The organism is Ensifer sp. ENS08 (genome assembly GCF_014852195.1).
In the GTDB taxonomy this organism is placed as follows: Bacteria; Pseudomonadota; Alphaproteobacteria; order Rhizobiales; family Rhizobiaceae; genus Ensifer; species Ensifer adhaerens.
This window is the reverse complement of record NZ_JACVBF010000002.1, coordinates 160,370-176,805: the sequence shown is the minus strand read 5'-3', so window position 1 is coordinate 176,805 and position 16,436 is coordinate 160,370. Positions and strand designations below refer to the sequence as shown.

Annotated in this window: 14 protein-coding genes and 1 other RNA gene; 3 read left to right on the top strand and 12 right to left on the bottom strand. The window is 63.5% G+C overall.

Features of this window, described 5'->3' with window-relative positions:
• Positions 1-38: 38 nt before the first annotated feature.
• From IB272_RS06355 to IB272_RS06305, 11 genes are all read right to left on the bottom strand, one after another.
• Positions 39-1,493 (bottom strand): UDP-N-acetylmuramoylalanyl-D-glutamyl-2,6-diaminopimelate--D-alanyl-D-alanine ligase, encoded by a 1,455-nt coding sequence (locus tag IB272_RS06355; RefSeq protein ID WP_034792439.1) that lies wholly within the window; start codon positions 1,491-1,493, stop codon positions 39-41.
• 1 nt (position 1,494) lies between these two features.
• A complete protein-coding gene (locus IB272_RS06350; RefSeq protein ID WP_060528867.1) occupies positions 1,495-2,958 on the bottom strand; it encodes a UDP-N-acetylmuramoyl-L-alanyl-D-glutamate--2,6-diaminopimelate ligase in 1,464 nt (487 codons plus the stop codon).
• Positions 2,959-3,024: 66 nt separating this feature from the next.
• Entirely contained in the window at positions 3,025-4,773 is a 1,749-nt protein-coding gene (locus IB272_RS06345) for a penicillin-binding protein 2 (RefSeq protein ID WP_060582686.1), read from the bottom strand.
• A complete protein-coding gene (locus IB272_RS06340) occupies positions 4,773-5,156 on the bottom strand; it encodes a hypothetical protein (protein ID WP_034792423.1) in 384 nt (127 codons plus the stop codon). The genes IB272_RS06345 and IB272_RS06340 overlap by 1 nt, the downstream gene beginning before the upstream one ends.
• A gap of 6 nt (positions 5,157-5,162) precedes the next feature.
• Entirely contained in the window at positions 5,163-6,188 is a 1,026-nt protein-coding gene (gene rsmH, locus IB272_RS06335) for a 16S rRNA (cytosine(1402)-N(4))-methyltransferase RsmH (protein ID WP_060515925.1), read from the bottom strand.
• Between the two features lie 14 nt (positions 6,189-6,202).
• Positions 6,203-6,643 (bottom strand): division/cell wall cluster transcriptional repressor MraZ, encoded by a 441-nt coding sequence (gene mraZ, locus IB272_RS06330; protein WP_060582685.1) that lies wholly within the window; start codon positions 6,641-6,643, stop codon positions 6,203-6,205.
• Between the two features lie 602 nt (positions 6,644-7,245).
• An RNA gene (gene rnpB, locus IB272_RS06325) (RNase P RNA component class A) lies at positions 7,246-7,645 on the bottom strand.
• A 106-nt stretch (positions 7,646-7,751) separates the two neighbouring features.
• On the bottom strand, positions 7,752-8,942 hold the full coding sequence (locus tag IB272_RS06320) for an FAD-binding oxidoreductase (RefSeq protein WP_060582785.1): 1,191 nt from the start codon (positions 8,940-8,942) through the stop codon (positions 7,752-7,754).
• 290 nt (positions 8,943-9,232) lie between these two features.
• Positions 9,233-9,760 carry a lytic transglycosylase domain-containing protein gene (locus IB272_RS06315; protein WP_060582684.1) on the bottom strand — a complete coding sequence of 176 codons (528 nt, stop codon included), beginning with the start codon at positions 9,758-9,760 and terminating at the stop codon, positions 9,233-9,235.
• A 223-nt stretch (positions 9,761-9,983) separates the two neighbouring features.
• Complete coding sequence (locus tag IB272_RS06310) at positions 9,984-10,748, bottom strand: N-acetylmuramoyl-L-alanine amidase (protein WP_034792393.1); 765 nt, start codon at positions 10,746-10,748, stop codon at positions 9,984-9,986.
• Entirely contained in the window at positions 10,745-11,452 is a 708-nt protein-coding gene (locus IB272_RS06305; RefSeq protein WP_034792391.1) for a DnaJ family molecular chaperone, read from the bottom strand. Before IB272_RS06305 ends, IB272_RS06310 begins: the two co-directional genes overlap by 4 nt.
• A gap of 430 nt (positions 11,453-11,882) precedes the next feature.
• Here IB272_RS06305 and IB272_RS06300 point away from each other — a divergent pair, with 430 nt between their 5' ends.
• The 3 genes from IB272_RS06300 (at position 11,883) to IB272_RS06290 (ending at position 15,015) form a co-directional block, all read left to right on the top strand.
• Complete coding sequence (locus IB272_RS06300) at positions 11,883-13,100, top strand: pyrophosphate--fructose-6-phosphate 1-phosphotransferase (RefSeq protein WP_060582683.1); 1,218 nt, start codon at positions 11,883-11,885, stop codon at positions 13,098-13,100.
• A 128-nt stretch (positions 13,101-13,228) separates the two neighbouring features.
• Positions 13,229-13,864, top strand: a complete 636-nt coding sequence (locus IB272_RS06295) for a LysE family translocator (RefSeq protein ID WP_060515921.1) — start codon at positions 13,229-13,231, stop codon at positions 13,862-13,864.
• Between the two features lie 116 nt (positions 13,865-13,980).
• Positions 13,981-15,015 carry a lytic transglycosylase domain-containing protein gene (locus IB272_RS06290; protein WP_034792386.1) on the top strand — a complete coding sequence of 345 codons (1,035 nt, stop codon included), beginning with the start codon at positions 13,981-13,983 and terminating at the stop codon, positions 15,013-15,015.
• Positions 15,016-15,082: 67 nt separating this feature from the next.
• On the opposite strand, the gene IB272_RS06285 is transcribed toward IB272_RS06290, so the two are convergent.
• Entirely contained in the window at positions 15,083-16,435 is a 1,353-nt protein-coding gene (locus tag IB272_RS06285; RefSeq protein ID WP_034792383.1) for a serine hydrolase, read from the bottom strand.
• Position 16,436: the final 1 nt, after the last annotated feature.

Genomic DNA, 16,436 nt, shown 5'->3' with positions numbered 1-16,436 from the left:
GCCATCATGGGCGGTTCCGCCGGCTTTTATTACGCCGGCTATCCCTCGGCTTCGGTTCCCTCGGCCCCGTATTCCTCGGCTTGCGTCTCCGGATAGCTCTCGATCAGCGCCTGCACGATCTTGGCGCAGCCGGTCCCCTTGGACGACTTGACCATGACAACGTCGCCCGGCGCGACAGCGGCCAGCGCATAGGCTTTGAGGTCCTCAACACTCTCGCGATAGATCACCGAAACTTCGGGCGGAAGCGCGTCGCGCAGGTGCGCCATCAGCGGTCCGGCGAGCCAGACATCGGTAATACCGGCTTCGATGAGCGGACGGGCAAGGGCCGCATGCACCTCGGCCGCGTGCTCGCCCATTTCGAGCATGTCGCCGAGCACGGCGACACGACGGCCGCCGACCGGCGGCTCGCTGTCGCGCAGCAGCGAAATTGCCGCCCGCATCGAGCTCGGATTGGCGTTGTAACTCTCGTCGATCAGCTTCAGCGTACCGCCGCCGATCGAAAGCGTGTGGCGCCGGCCCCTGCCCGTTTCGGCCTGCATAGTTGCGAGCGCCGAAGCCGCATAGTCGAGATCGCCGCCAGCAAGCTTCACCGCTGCCAGAACCGCAACGGCATTCTCGGCGATGTGACGCCCGGGGGCACCGATCGCGACTTCCAACGTGCGACCGCCGATGCCGGCCCAGAGAATGGAACCCTCCGCACCGCCGCTGAATTCAACCAGCCGGAATTCGGCCTTCGGGTTGGCGCCGAAGGAATGGATGTGGCTGACGCCGGCCGCTGCCGCGGCGTCTTCAAGCAGCTTGTACTGCGGGCTGTCGTGAATGATCAGCGCGTGGCCGCCATTGACGACGCCTTCGAAGATCTCGGCCTTGGCTTCGGCGATCTGGTCGAGGCTCTCGAAATTGCCAAGATGGGCGGCAGCGATGCTGGTGACGATGGCCACATGCGGGCGCACCATGGCGGTCAGCGGCCGGATCTCGCCCGGATGGTTCATGCCGATTTCGAAGACGCCGAAATCGGTTGCCTCGGGCATGCGCGCAAGCGTCAGCGGCACGCCCCAGTGATTGTTGAAGGAGGCGACCGACGCATGCACGCGGCCCTGCGGCTGAAGCACGTGGCGCAGCATCTCCTTGGTGGTCGTCTTGCCGACCGAACCGGTGACGGCGATGATCTTGGCGGCACTGCGGTCGCGCGCCGCACAGCCGAGCCGGATCATCGCTTCGAGCACGTCGTCGACGACGATCATCGGCGCATTCAGCCGTCCGAGCGCCGGCAGCTTGCCTTCGCTGACGACCAGCACCGCGGCGCCATTGGCGAGCGCGATCCCCGCATAGTCGTGGCCATCCACGCGATCACCCTTGATCGCGAAGAAGGCTTCGCCCTTGCCGATCGAGCGGCTGTCGATGGAGATCCCCGAGATGCCTTCAGGCAGATTGCCGACCGGCCGGCCATTCATGGCGGCCAGGAGATCGCTGCTTGTCCAGAGCCAGTTCAAATCACAAGCCTCCCAATGCCTTGCGGACCTCCGCGTGATCCGAGAAGGGCAGCGTGACGGAGCCGATCGTCTGCCCCTCCTCGTGCCCCTTGCCGGCGACGATCAGCGTGTCGCCGGTTTTCAGCATGCCGACCGCCGTGCGGATCGCCGTGGCGCGGTCGCCGATTTCGATGGCGCCCCTGGCCGCCGCCATGATTTCGGCGCGGATCACATCGGGCACTTCCGAGCGCGGATTGTCGTCGGTCACGATCGTCACGTCGGCAAGCCGGGTGGCGATCTCGCCCATGATCGGGCGCTTACCCTTGTCGCGGTCGCCGCCGCAGCCGAACACCACGACGACGCGGCCGGTCGTGAACGGCCGCACCGAGGCGAGCACGTTTTCCAGCGCATCCGGCTTGTGGGCGTAATCGACATAGGCGAGCGCGCCGTCCCTGGTCTGGCCGACCAGTTCAAGACGACCGGAGGCCCCCTGCAGCTTTTCAAGCGCGGAGAAGGCAGCCTTGGCGCTGATGCCGGTGGACATGGCAAGGCCGGCCGCCACGAGCGCATTGGCCACCTGGAAGTCGCCGGCAAGCGGAATGTGGATTTCGAAGATGTCGTCGCCGACATGCACTTCGGCCGACTGCTTGTGGCGGAAGTGCTCGACCCGCTTCAGCGAAATGTAATCGCCCTTGCGGCCGACCGTTCGCACGTCGAGCTTGGCCTTGCGGGCAGCGGCGATCGCCTGGTCCGACCATTGGTCGTCGGCAAAAATCACCGCGGGCGCGCCCTTCGGTAACAGCGCCTCGAACAGCCGCATCTTGGAGGCCATGTAGTGCTCCACCGTCGGGTGGTAGTCCATGTGATCGCGGCCGAGATTGGTGAAGGCGGCAGCCGACAGGCGCACGCCGTCGAGCCGGCTCTGGTCGAGGCCGTGGCTGGAGGCCTCCATCGCCGCATGGGTGACGCCGGCATCGGCAAGTTCGGCGAGCAGCTTGTGCAGCGACACCGGATCGGGCGTCGTCAGCGAGCCGTAATCGTTACGCCCGGGTGCGACGACGCCGGTCGTGCCGATCATCGCGGCTGCAAGACCGGAATGCGCCCAGACCTGGCGGGTGAAGGAGGCGACCGAGGTCTTGCCAGCGGTGCCGGTGACGGCGACCATGGTTTCCGGCTGGCGGCCATAGAAGGCAGCGGCAGCGCGGGCGAGAAAGGCGCGAGGTTCGGAAAGCTTCAGGACCGGCGCTGCCGAAGTGTCGACGTCTGAGCCAGCTTCGGTGACGACGGCGACCGCGCCGCGCTTCAGGGCATCGGCGACATAGGCGCTGCCATTGGCCTTGCTGCCGGAAACGGCGACGAAGAGATCCCCTGGCTGAACCTGCCGGCTATCGGCCGTCAGTCCGGCAACGTCGATATCGGCGGCAGCGCCGCTCAGTTGCGCCGAAAGTTCCGGGAAGCTCGATCCCGCCAGGTCTTTGATCTTCATGAACGCACGTCTCGCATCGATTTCGATCCGCAAGAATCGCGAATCGTCCGCTTTCTCATTTCATGTCTAATAAGACACAAGCAAGGCAGAACCGTCTTCTCCAAACTTTGGTTCGACACCGAGCAGCGGCGCAGAGCGGCTGATGATGTCGCGAACCATGGGAGCCGCGTTCGAGCCTGCGGTGCGCCCGCCACCCTCGCCGGTCTTCGGCGCGTCGATGAAGGTCAGCACGATGTATTTCGGGTTGTCGATCGGGAAGGCCGCGAGGAAGGCGTTGAAGTTCTGGTCGCTGGCATAGCGGCCGTTGACCACCTTGTCGGCCGTGCCGGTCTTGCCGCCGACGTTGAAGCCCGGCACCAGTGCGCGCTTGCCGGAGCCTGCAATGCCGTTCCAGCGAAGCAGGAAGCGCATGTCGTCGCTGGTGCTCTTCTTGACCACCGGTGTGGAGACGGCGTCGGCCTGCTCCTCGGTGCGCGGCAGGAAGGTCGGTTCGATCAGCTTGCCGCCGTTGACGAGTGCAGCACCCGCGACTGCCGTCTGCAGCGGCGTCGTCGAGACGCCGTGACCGAAGGAGATGGTGACCGAGTTGATCTTCTTCCATTCGCGCGGCTGCGTCGGGGATTTCACTTCCGGCAGTTCGGTCGGCAGCTTCGAAAGCAGGCCGAGGCGCGTCAGGAATTCCTTGTGGCCGGGAATGCCGACGAGATCGGCAATCTTCGCGGTGCCGATGTTCGACGAATACTGGAAGATTTCCGGGACAGTCAGCACGCGGCGCTTGCCGTGGAAGTCCTTGATGGTGAAGCCACCGATACGGATCGGCGCCGAGGCGTCAAAGCTGTCGTTGAGCGTCACCTTGCCGGAATCGAGGCCCATGGCGATCGTGAAGGTCTTGAAGGTGGAGCCCATTTCGAACGTGCCGTTCGACATGCGGTTCATCCAGCCCTCTTCCGCCCCTTCGGCCGGTTTGTTCGGGTCGTAGTCGGGAACGGACGCCATTGCCAGCACTTCGCCGGTATGCACGTCGAGCACGACGGCGCCGGCAGCGAGCGCCTGGTAGTTCTTCATGCCCGCGTCGATGACGTCGCGCACGATGTTCTGCACGCGCACGTCGATCGAAAGCTTCACCGGCTCGAGCTTGGCGTCGCTGGTCATGCCGATCGCGGCAAGGTCGGCCAGCCCCTGGCTGTCGATGTAGCGCTCCATGCCGGCAACGCCGCGGTTGTCGATGTTGACGTGGCCGAGGATATGCGCGGCGGTGTGGCCGCCGGGATAGAAGCGGCGCTTTTCCGGGCGGAAACCGACGCCGGGAATGCCGAGCGCCAGGATCTCCGACTGCTGCTTCGGGGTCAGCTGCCGGCGCAGCCACTGGAAGCGCGATTTCGACTTGAGCTTGTTGTAGATTTCGCGGGCGTTGATGTCGGGCAGCACCGTCGACAGCCGCTCGACCGCTTCGTCGGCATCGACGATCTTGTGTGGTTCGGCATAGAGCGAGACGGTGCGGATGTCGGTCGCGAGGATCTCGCCGTTGCGGTCGAGAATGTCGGGGCGCGACGCCATCAGGTTGTCGGCCCGGCCGATGCTGGAAACGGTTTCGGGTGCCGCCATGCCGTATTGCACCAGGCGGCCGCCGATGACGGCATAGACGATGCCGAAGCTGGCGATCACGATGGCGACGCGGTTCTTCGCCTGGTTCGTGGTCTTCTTGCGCGTCCCCTGGAAGGTGACGTTGACGCCGCTTTCAGCCGGTCGGTTGTTGCCGCCCGCCGAGAAGTGCGCCTTGCTTTTCAACACCATGATGCGGGAGAGAAACGACATCAGCGCGCCACCGAGCCAGTTGCGATCTTATCGGTCTTTTCGATGATGGCGGCGATGCCATCCTTGGCCGACTTGTCCTCGGGCACGGGCAGATCGGCCTTCAGCATCGGCAGTTCCTGCGGCTGGGCGAGCTGTGTCGAGGGGGTCGGCACGAGTTGCAGGTCGGCTCCGAAGGCACCGACAAGACGCTCCAGGCGGTTCGGTTGGGTCAGAAGCGCCCAGTCGGCCCGCAGCAGGTCGATCGTGTCTTCCTCGAGCTTGATCGCCACGTCGAGCTTGCGGACTTCCTCAAGCTTGTTTTCGGCGCGGTGCTTGATCGTATAGGTCACCGTGGCCGCGGCCGTCATGACGACGATCAGAACGATATCGAACGTTCGAAGCATGTCTTGTCAGCCCCCCAGCCGTGCAAGGCTTGCCAGTTCCGGCAGATTGAAAATGGACAGATCGTTTCCCGGCGACGCAGCTTGCGTGCGGATACCGGCGCGAAGTTTGGCAGAGCGGGCGCGCGGATTGAGGGACGCTTCTTCCTCGCTGGCTGCCACCATAGGCTTGCCAACTGGCGTGAAGGTTGCGGCACGCGCGGACACCATCGGCAGGTGACGCGAGCCGCTGGCCTTGCCGGAGCGGTCCTGGAAGAAGGCCTTGACGATGCGGTCTTCGAGCGAATGGAAGGTGACGACGACAAGACGGCCGCCGGGCTTCAGCGCTCGCTCGGCCGCAAACAGCGCCTCTGCCAGTTCGCCGAGCTCGTCGTTGACGAAGATGCGCAGCGCCTGGAAGACGCGGGTGGCGGGATGGATCTTGTCCTTGGCCTTGCGCGGCGTCACCACCTCGATCAGACCGGCAAGATCGCGGGTCGTTTCGAAGGGCTGCTCGGCCCGGCGCTTCTCGATCGCACGCGCGATGCGGCCGGCCTGCTTCTCTTCACCGAGAAAGCCGAAGATGCGGATGAGATCAGAGACCTTGGCGCGATTGACGACATCGGCCGCCGAAACGCCCGAAGCCGACATGCGCATGTCGAGCGGCCCCTTCTTCTGGAAGGAGAAGCCTCGCTCGGCCTCGTCGATCTGCATGGAGGAAACGCCGATATCGAGCACGACGCCATCGAGCCCGCCTTCGGGCGCATGGGCAGCAAGATCGGAGAACTGTGCATGAACGAGCTTCAGCCGACCGCCCCACTCGGCGACCTGCGCCTGCCCTGCGGCAATCGCCGTCGGGTCGCGATCGAGCGCGATCACGTCGGCACCGGCCTTGAGGATTGCGGAGCTGTAGCCACCGGCACCGAAGGTGCCATCGAGGATGACCTTGCCGGGCGCAGGCTCGAGAGCAGCAAGCACCTCGGGCAAGAGAACGGGAATGTGACGAACCGGTCCGCCTTCGGCTTCAGAAACACCTCCGCCTTGATCCGTCACCATTCCCTCTCTCCATTCTATTCTGGACGCAACCCCCGTGACTTGCGCCCTTCCCGGGCCGCCGCCTGCGCCTTTTGAAAGGCCTGCGGCTCCCAGAGCTGAAAATAATCGCCCCGCCCGACGAACATCACGTCGGTCGAGATGCCGGTGAAGTCGCGGATAAAATCCGTCATCATCAACCGGCCTTCCGGATCGAGCTTCACAAAGACGCCACCCCCGTGAACCAGCAGCGACATCTCGTTGGCTTCCGGAGAAAATGGATCCTCGGCCGCCATCTGCCTCTCGAACCGATCCAGGAGCTCCGGCCCGCCGACGCTGATCGCCGGAAAGACGAAATCCTGAAAACAGTATAGCTCCCGAACGCCCCCATCCGACAGCACGGAGCGAAACGCCGAGGGAACAGAGACCCGCCCCTTCGCATCGATCCGATTGGCGGCATGTGACAAGAAGCGGTTCATAACGCGAAACGGCCGCCCAAGACTGACGGGCCACGATCATCGACCCGCGAGAACACGTCACTCCGCACGCAAGACCGCCCCGCCGAACAGTGGAATGCCCGACCACCCTCCGAAGCCGGAAGGCATTGGAATCTTGCGATATTGGGCCGCGAAGCAGCCCCTGCGCAGTGCCATTATGGGATATCATGGGACCATATGGGCGTCAATGGGAATGGATCACAAACAGCCGTCGGGCTGATCAAATATTGATAGGTTGTTAAGTTTAACGAAGGGTTACGAAGAGACCCCCACCGTGCGGGAATGCGACGGTCGAACGGCTTCAAATCGTTGAAAAATCAGAATGTGAGAAAAAGCGCAGACACACCGTTGTGCAGAGGCCCTTGCGCGTCATCGCAAGAGAAGAATGCACGGCGGCAACGACAAAACCGCCTAAACCTGCACCGCTGCCGGCCGCAAAAATGGCATGCGGATCAGCCCGATTTGCAAGGCGCGATCCGCACGCGCTGAACCGTTCGGCCCGCATTGAGAGAGAGAGAGAGAGAGAGAGAGAGAGAGAGAGAGAGAGAGAGAGAGAGAGAGAGAGAGAGAGAGAGAGAGAGAAAATCGCCAGTTGGCCTGTAAGCCGGGTTCTGTATGGCCCCGCCACCCGAAGGCAACGGAACGTGGCAGCCATTCATCTGGGACTACGTTTGCACGCAGCCTCTTGCAACCCACCCGGATGACTGGCCCGGAAACAGGCTGGGCGCTTGCGCGTCCGCGTCATCCCTATTCGGTCTTGCTCCCGGTGGGGTTTGCCGTGCCGTCCATGTCGCCATGTCCGCGGTGGGCTCTTACCCCACCCTTTCACCCTTACTCCGCAAGCGGAGCGGTTTGCTTTCTGTGGCACTTTCCCTGAGGTCACCCTCGCCGGACGTTATCCGGCACCGTGCTTCCGTGGAGCCCGGACTTTCCTCCCCCCGCGGCCTTTCGGCACTTGCGGAGAGCGGCTGCCCGGCCAACTGGCAGGCGCTCCTTAACGCAAGCCCCCGCCCGGCGCCAGAAAAAACGGCAGTGTTTTTCAAGCTGCCAACAGGGCAGATCGGCCGAGACCGGGTGGATGCCGCCGCACCTAGCGAAAGGCGACCGCGAAGTCGGCGTCGTATTCGGGCTCATCGAGCCGGCCATTTTGCACAAGGACAGCGCCGAGCCTGCCGATCTCGTCGGAGCTTTTTGCCGCCTGGCCGTTGCCGCCGGTGACGACGGCAATGCGGTCGCCCTTGGCAAAGCCGATATAGGGCAGCCCGTCGCGGGTAAACGAGGTGACACAGGGTGAAAAGCGGATGGAGACCGGCCGGAAGTCAGGCATCACCTCGGCCAGCAGCCGACGCAGATGCTCGGCCGCTGCCGCACCGCCCGGCCCGCGGAACCAGTGCCGTATCGCCGGCTCGTCACCCAGGATCCTGTCGGTCGGATCGCCGCCGATCTTGATATAGGTCCTGCCGTCGGCATAGCCGACCGGCGGCAGCAGGTAGTAGCTCTTCTCCTGCTCGGGTGCTGCACCGATCAGCGAGGGCATGCCCTCGAAGTCAGGCAGCTCGCTCGCCGCCACCTCCGCGAACAGCACCGTGCGAGCCTTGACCGTCAAGTCGATCGGCCGCGGCAGCAGTTTGTCGGACAGGGAAAATCCGCCGGCCGCAACGATGACCCGGCCCGCTTCCAGGCGCATGCCCGAGACCGTCGTGACGACAACGCGATCGTCCGCTTCGGAGACGGCGCCGACCTCGTCGCGCACGATCCGTGCGCCGGCCTTCTCGGCACAAATGACCTGCGCCGCAACGAGCGCGCGTGGATTGATGTAGCCGGCGCCAAGGCGCTCATAAACGCCGGCCGTGCCCTCGGGAAAACGGAACCAGGGAAAGCGCCGCGACAGCGCCTCGCTGTCATAGAGCGGCGCTTCGACGCCGAGCGCATCCCGCGCCTTTTCCACCTGCTCGATATAGTCGTAGCTCGAGCCCGGCGCTGGCCCCGCCATCAAGCAGCCGACCTCGTGATAAAACCGGATGCCGCTTTCGCGTTCGATCTCGTCGTAGCGCTCGATCGAGCGATGGGCGAGACGCGCCCAGACGGGGTCGTCGTCGATCGTGCGGGTGATGCGGGCATTGTCGTAGTGGCTGGAAAAGACGCCGGAATGACTGGCCCAATCGGTCGGCTCGTCAGGACCGACGAGCGCGACGCCAGCACCCGAGAGCGCCAGGTGCCGGGCAGCCGCAGCGCCCATCATGCCCTTGCCGACGACAATGAAATCAAAGCTTTCCGACATGCTCATCCCCGCTCCGCTGACACGGAAGGAGGTAGCATATCGGTGCTGATAGGGCACCACCACTCAAGGATTTAATTGGTGCGCCGGAACGCGAGACCTGTCCGGCTGGAGCATCCGCCATTGCCGCATGGCCGGCGGACGATGCTCTCTCGTCGCGTGGGCAAATGGATCACCCACGCCTGTCAGGGACTAGAGCATTCCGCCCTCAGGTGGAAACACCGAGGCGGCCAGATGCTCTAGAATAGGGATGTCAAAGCGCCCCTCGTGCGTTCGCTGGAACCCACGGCGTTCTAGTCGATGATGTCCTGGACCTTGCCGCAATAGCGCTTGGAAACCGGGTTCATGCGCTTGGCGCCATGGCCGGCATTGTACTTGAGGATCGTGCCGCAGGTGGTGCCGCCCGAAAGTTCATGCGCCATGGCGAGATACTTCATGCCGAACTTGATGTTGGTTTCCGGGTCGTAGAGACCCTTGGAGGAGCCCGAATAGCCCATCATGCGCGCCGTGGCGGGCTTGATCTGCATCAGGCCGATCTCGCCGGCGCTGCCGCGTGCCTTCGGATTGAAGTTGCTTTCGACCTTGACGACCGCATGCGCCAGATCGACGGGAACGCCGTACTGCTTCGCATAGCTCTTGATCAGGGCCGTATACTGAACGTTCTTCGGAAGGTCCGGTTTCGGGAAGCCTGTGGTCCGGGTGACGGTCGGGATGGAAGAGGTCTTGATGGTCTTGTCGACATTCCCCGCATACGACGTACCCATCCCGGCGAAGAACATGCCAAGGCATGCCGCCACCGCAGCAACAGACGATATTCTCATGTAGTTTGAATTCTCCGGTCTGGGGATTGGACCGAAGCGCACCCCGCTTCGAGCCTCACGTCCCGATCGTTTCATTCACAGGACGTGAGCGTTGCGCCCCGAAGTTCCTGCAGTTTCAATGAGCGGGAAATGAACGGCGCATCATGGTAAACATGTGGCAAAGCTAAAAAAACATGCCACGAACATCCGGAAAACAGGCTTCGGGACGAAAAATTCTTCCGCGTCAGGCGATAAATTGCGGCAGCCCGGAAAGCAGGCGATGGAGCGTATCGAGGGTTGAGATGTCGGCGATGCCGTCTACCCTCTGTTGCCGGAAATGCCTTTGGAACGCGGCGACGGCGCCCTCGGTTTTTTCGCAGAAATCACCAGTCACTTCAATGCCGTAGCCATAGAGCGACAGCATCGACTGGATGGCCTCTACCGGCTGACCGCGGTCGCCGCGCTGAAAGAAGCGCCCGCCGCCGATCGGAGCCGGCTCAACCCAGTGCCCGACCCCTTCACGGTGAAGAACATGCCAAGGAAATTTTTCTCCCGGATCAACCTTGCGAATGGGGGCGATATCGCTGTGCGCCAGCACCCTTTCCGGGGCGATCGACCACCTCTGGCCACAGTCCCGACACAATTCGACGACCGCATCGATCTGCTTCTTCGGGAAATCCGGCAACCCGCCGGGGTGACCCGGGTTGGCGATCTCGATACCGATCGAACAGGAGTTGATGTCGGTCTCGCCCTTCCAGTAGCTCTTGCCCGCGTGCCAGGCACGCAGCGTCTCAGGCACGAGCTGGTCGACGCGTCCGTCCTCATGAACGAAATAATGGCTGGAAACCTGGCTCTCTTCGCGACACAGCCATTCGAGCGCCGAAGCGCCCGTCGCCATGCCGGTGTAGTGCAGCACGATCATATCCGGTGCCCGCCTGTCGGCGCGGTCGCCAAAATTGGGCGACGGCATGAAGCGAGCCCCCGGATAGTCGCAGTATTTCGAAGTCATGCAGCTCGGCGTTCTTTCTCGATCGCCTCATAGGCGGCGTTCAGCGCCGCCATGCGATCATTGGCGATCGCGTGGAATTCTTGCGGTACGCCGCGCGCCACCAGCATATCCGGGTGGTTTTCGGAAACCAGCACACGGTAGCGCTTGCGGATGTCGGCGAAATCATCCTTACGCGAAACGCCGAGCACCTGATAGGGGTCGCGACCGTCTCCGTGCACATGGCGGGCCATGATGAGCTCGAAATGCGCCTCGTCCATGCCGAAGATCTCGGCGACCCGCACCAGGAACGCCAGTTCGCGCTCATGAACTGCACCGTCGGACTTGGCGATGTGGAACAGGCCGTCAACGATATCCTCGAGGATCGGGCAGTTTTCTTCGCAGGACGAACACAGCGACGCCATCTTCTCCGCATAGGCCTCGTAGCCGGCGACGTCCTGGCGCGCCAGATTATAGAGACGCGCGACGTTCTGCGCCTGGTCGGGCGGGAACTGGAAGATGTCGCGGAAGGCGGCGACCTCGGCCTCGCTGACGATGCCGTCGGCCTTGGCCATCTTGGCCGAAAGCGCGATCATCGCGACGGAGAAGGCAACCTTGCGCCGTGTCTCCGGGTCGCCCTCAAACAGGGTACGCACGGCCTCGACCACACCGGCAAGCGCATTGCCGGTGGCGGTAACGATTTTGAGGAGGCTGTCCCAGAATGACATGCGAGAATCCCTGTCTCTCCAGCGTATAGCATGGACTTGTGTGGTGGCAAATTGCAAGCGGTGGGACGGTCCGAACCACGAGGATGACGAATTTGTGATGGCACCTCACTATTGTCAATCCATCGATTGGAACTTGCGACAGCTGGTAGACGGAAAGCTGTTCCCTTGGGAACAACCTAGCGATCCGAAGCGGCGAATTTATGCCGAAAAACACGCCAAATGCACCGGCCGCGAAGGGCGCTCCGCCCGATTGCGCTCCTCCGGCTGCGACAATCGGCGCGACACCGAGCCCGCCCCGCGTTTCCGACGGCGCCCAGCAGCCGTTCTCGCGCAGCCTCGACACAACATCCACAGGCCCGTCATTTAAATTCCATCTGATTTGCGCTATGGAGGCCGCACCCATCGCATGCCAAAGTCCCGAGGAGGAAACATGGCCAAGAAAAAAGTCGCAATGCTGACGGCCGGCGGGCTCGCGCCCTGTCTGTCATCGGCCGTTGGAGGACTGATCGAGCGCTATACGGACGTAGCACCCGAATATGAGCTGGTCGCGTATCGCTCGGGCTACCAGGGCGTACTCCTTGGAGACCAGATCGAAATTACGCGCGACATGCGCGAAAAGGCCCATATCCTGCATCGCCATGGCGGCTCGCCGATCGGCAACAGCCGCGTCAAGCTCACCAACGCCGCCGACTGCGTTAAGCGCGGCCTGGTCAAGGAAGGCGAAAACCCGCTGCGCGTCGCAGCCGAGCGCCTTGCCAAGGACGGCATTTCGATCCTGCACACCATCGGCGGCGACGACACCAACACGACCGCTGCCGACCTTGCCGCCTATCTCGGCGCCAACGGCTACGACCTGACCGTGGTCGGCCTGCCGAAGACCGTCGACAACGACGTCGTTCCGATCCGCCAGACGCTCGGCGCCTGGACGGCTGCCGAATACGGCGCCCGCTTCTTCGACAATGTCAGCAACGAACAGAGTGCCGCCCCGCGCACGCTCGTCGTCCATGAAGTCATGGGCCGCCATAGCGGCTGGCTGACGGCAGCCACCGCCCGCTCCTATATCCAGATGACCGACGACAAGGAATTCGTCGACGGCTTCATGATGAACCGCCAGATGAAGAACATCGACGGCCTCTATCTGCCTGAGATGAAGTTCGACCTGCAGGGCGAAGCCGATCGCCTGCGCAAGGTTATGGACCGCACCGGCTTCGTGACGCTGTTCGTCAGTGAAGGCGCCTGCCTCGACGCCATCGTCGCCGAGCGGGAAGCAGCCGGCGAGACCATCAAGCGTGATGCCTTCGGCCACGTGAAGATCGACACGATCAATGTCGGCAACTGGTTCTCCAAGCAGTTTGCAGCCCTTCTCGGCGCCGAACGCTCGATGGTGCAGAAATCTGGCTACTACGCCCGCTCGGCCCCGGCCAACGGCGACGACCTGCGCCTGATCCAGGGCATGGTCGACCTTGCCGTCGAAAGCGCCCTCAACAAGGTCTCGGGCGTCACCGGTCACGACGAAGACCAGGGCGGCAAGCTGCGCACCATCGAATTCCCGCGCATCAAGGGCGGCAAGCAGTTCGATACCTCCACCAAGTGGTTCGGCGAGGTGATGGATGTCATCGGCCAGAAGTGGAAGGCCCAGAAGCACTGACCGACACTTGCCGGCGGGTGGATATGCCACCCGCCGACAACGCTTGATTAGACGTTGACGGCTCCGCGTTTCCGTGGCTGGCTCGGCGAATTGATTGCCGAACACCACCTTCAGCGCGGAGCTTTTTCATGTCGTTCGAACACTGGTTTGCCTTTGCCGCGGCCTCGGCCGTGCTGCTCGCCATCCCCGGCCCCACCATTCTCCTCGTCATTTCCTACGCGCTCGGCCATGGCCGCAAGACGGCGGGCGCGACGGTCGCCGGTGTGGCGCTCGGCGATTTCACCGCCATGACCGCCTCCATGCTCGGCCTCGGCGCCCTGCTTGCCACCTCTGCCGCCATCTTCACCGTCTTGAAATGGGTGGGCGCTGCCTATCTTATCTGGCTCGGCATCAAGCTCTGGCGCGCGCCGGTGGCCGCCGGCGGCGACGTCGACCTCGAAACCACGTCGACGGAACGCCCGCTTCGCATCTTCTTTCATACCTATGCGGTGACTGCGCTGAACCCGAAGAGCATCGTCTTCTTCGTCGCCTTCCTGCCGCAGTTCCTCGATCTCAGCCAGCCGCTCTTTACCCAGATGGCGATTTTCGAGCTGACGTTCCTCACGCTCGCGATCCTCAATGCCAGCCTCTATGCAGCCCTTGCGACCGCCGCCCGCAGCACGATTTCCAAGCCGAATGTGCGGCGGATCGTCAACCGCGCCGGCGGCTCCATGCTGATCGGCGCCGGGCTTTTGACGGCCACGATGAAGCGGGCCACGGCCTGAAATTCGACCCCACGCTTGCCGCCGCCAGCCTCATAGGTTAATGGAGATTCACGCTTGGCGGCTGGCAACCGCTGATTTGCAGGGGCTACGGGGCCCAGAAGCACGAAAGTGACAGAATGGCGAATTACCGTATTTCCCTTTCCAAACAGACGTTTGGCGTGGCAGCTTTGTTGTCGGCGACCATCGTCTCGGGATGCTCAACGGTAGAGCACACGTCGCTGGCAGACCTCACGGCCGTGCAGACGGTTACGCCCCTCGCAAAGCCCGGCACCGAAATGACCGCCTATGCACTGCCGACGCCCGACGGCGCCGCTACCGCAACGAGCGCGGCCTTGACGGCTCAGACCGCTGGGGTCGCCGCCACCTATCCGGTCGCGACCGATCTGGCACAGGGTGCGGAAGCAGCACCCGCACTGGTCGCGGTCCCCGCGGCCAAGCCGGGCGACACCATGGCGCTTGCCATGGTTGCCCCGACGACGCAGACCGGCGCCAGCGCGGCGATTGCCGCAGCGGAAGCCCCCTCGCCCGCCGACTCCACTCAGGTGGCATCCGCCGCCCTCTCGCCGGCGGCAACCAAGACCGCTCGCGTCCAGGATCTGCCGGTCTCGACGCTCGCAGTTGCAGCAGCAATGGAATCGGACTTCGACACCGGCGAACCGGTCGGCCTCGAAACTCTGGTCGCCAACCGCATGATCGTTCCGACCGAGCGCCCGAAGACCGGTGTCATCGGCTCGACGGTGGCCGCAGTCGCCAACGTCATCCCGGATTCGATGAAGTTCACCAAGACGCCGACGAGCTCGCGTCCCGAACTCGACAAGATGATCAAGTACTATGCCGATCTCAACGGCATTCCGGTGGAACTGGTGCACCGCGTCGTCAAGCGCGAGAGCAACTACAATCCGCGCGCCTACAGCAAGGGCAATTACGGCCTGATGCAGATCCGCTACAACACCGCCAAGGGTCTCGGCTATGACGGTCCGGCGGAAGGTCTGTTCGACGCCGAAACCAACCTCAAATACGCAACCAAGTATCTGCACGGCGCCTGGATGGTGGCCGACAACCAGCATGACAGCGCAGTAAAGCTCTATGCCAGCGGCTATTACTATCACGCCAAGCGCAAGGGCCTGCTCGAAGAACTCGGCATGAAGTAAGCCGGCCACCCGGCTGGCCCGAAGCGAAGCTGCTTCTCGACGGCTCTGGAATATCCTTACGAGGCGCTCAATCGAGCGCCTCTATTATTTTGGCGTTGAGTGTCTGCACATCATAGCCGAGCCGCGAAGGCGTAAGCCCCAGCCGCACGACCGCCAGCTTCAGCGAAGGCACCAGCATGATCGCCTGGCCGTCATGCCCGAGCATCCAGAAGGCATCTGCCGGGAAACTGCCCGTTCCCGCCCGCGCGCCGTTTTCCTCCAGCCATACCTGGCCCTGGCCGTATTTGCCGCCCGATGCCTTGGTCGGCGTGCGCATGAAGGCGACATAGTCCTTCGGCAGCATCGCCCTCCCCTTCCAGACACCGTCCTGCAGCAGGAGCTGCGCGAACCGCGCCCAGTCCTGCGTCGTCGCATACATGTAGGAGGAACCGACGAAGGTGCCGCTCTCGTCCGTCTCCAGGACGGCGCTCGTCATGCCGAGCGGCGCAAACAAAGCGTCATAGGGAAAGGCAAGCGCTGCCGTCGGATCGTCGAAGGTGCGCATCCAGATCCGCGACAGCAGCGTGCTGGTGCCGCTGGAATAGCTGAAGTTCGTGCCGGGCTTTGCACCCAACGTCCGCGTCGCGGCAAAACCCGCCATGTCCCTTTCCAGATAGAGCATGCGCGTCACGTCGGTGACGGCGCCATAATTCTCGTTAAAGGCAAGCCCGCTCTGCATCCCCATCAGGTCCGCAAGCGTGATGCCCGCCCGCTCGTCCCCGGCCCATTCCGGCAGCAAGTCGCCCTGCGACACGTCCATGCGCCCTTCTGCAATCCTGAGGCCAATCAGCGCCGCCGTCACCGATTTGGTCATCGACCAGCCGAGCAACGGCGTCGAACGGTCGAAACCCTGGCCATAGGTTTCCGCCACCAGTTGGCCGTCGTGGATCACGGCGATCGCCCGCATGCCCGGCCCGGCGAGGTCAGCGTCCTCGACGAGCTTCTGCAAGGTCGGCTCGATCACGGCCCCCTCGCCTTCGGGCCAGGCCACACCCGGCACGGGCGCCGCTGCGGCGGTTTTCGTTTCGATTGGTGCCAGAGCCGCGGCATCGCCGTCCGGCAGGCTGGCGCAGCCGGCACCCGGACGATAGGCCGCGTAACCGGGTGCGGCAAAACCGAGGATGCGTGCCGTCACCAGCTGTTTCTCTTTGTCGACACCGACGCGCACCAGCTTGAGCAACGGGTGGCCGGGGGCCTGCACGTCGTCGGCGAGCACAGCCTGGGCATCGCGCCCGGCGATGAAGACGTTGGAACAGACGATTTTTGCCGCATAGCCGTCGCCGACCTTCAGCAGTTGCGGCGGCGCCAGCGCAAGCCAACCGAACAGACCGACGACGATCAGCGCCAGCACGGCACCCGAAATCTTCAACAAACGTCCCATG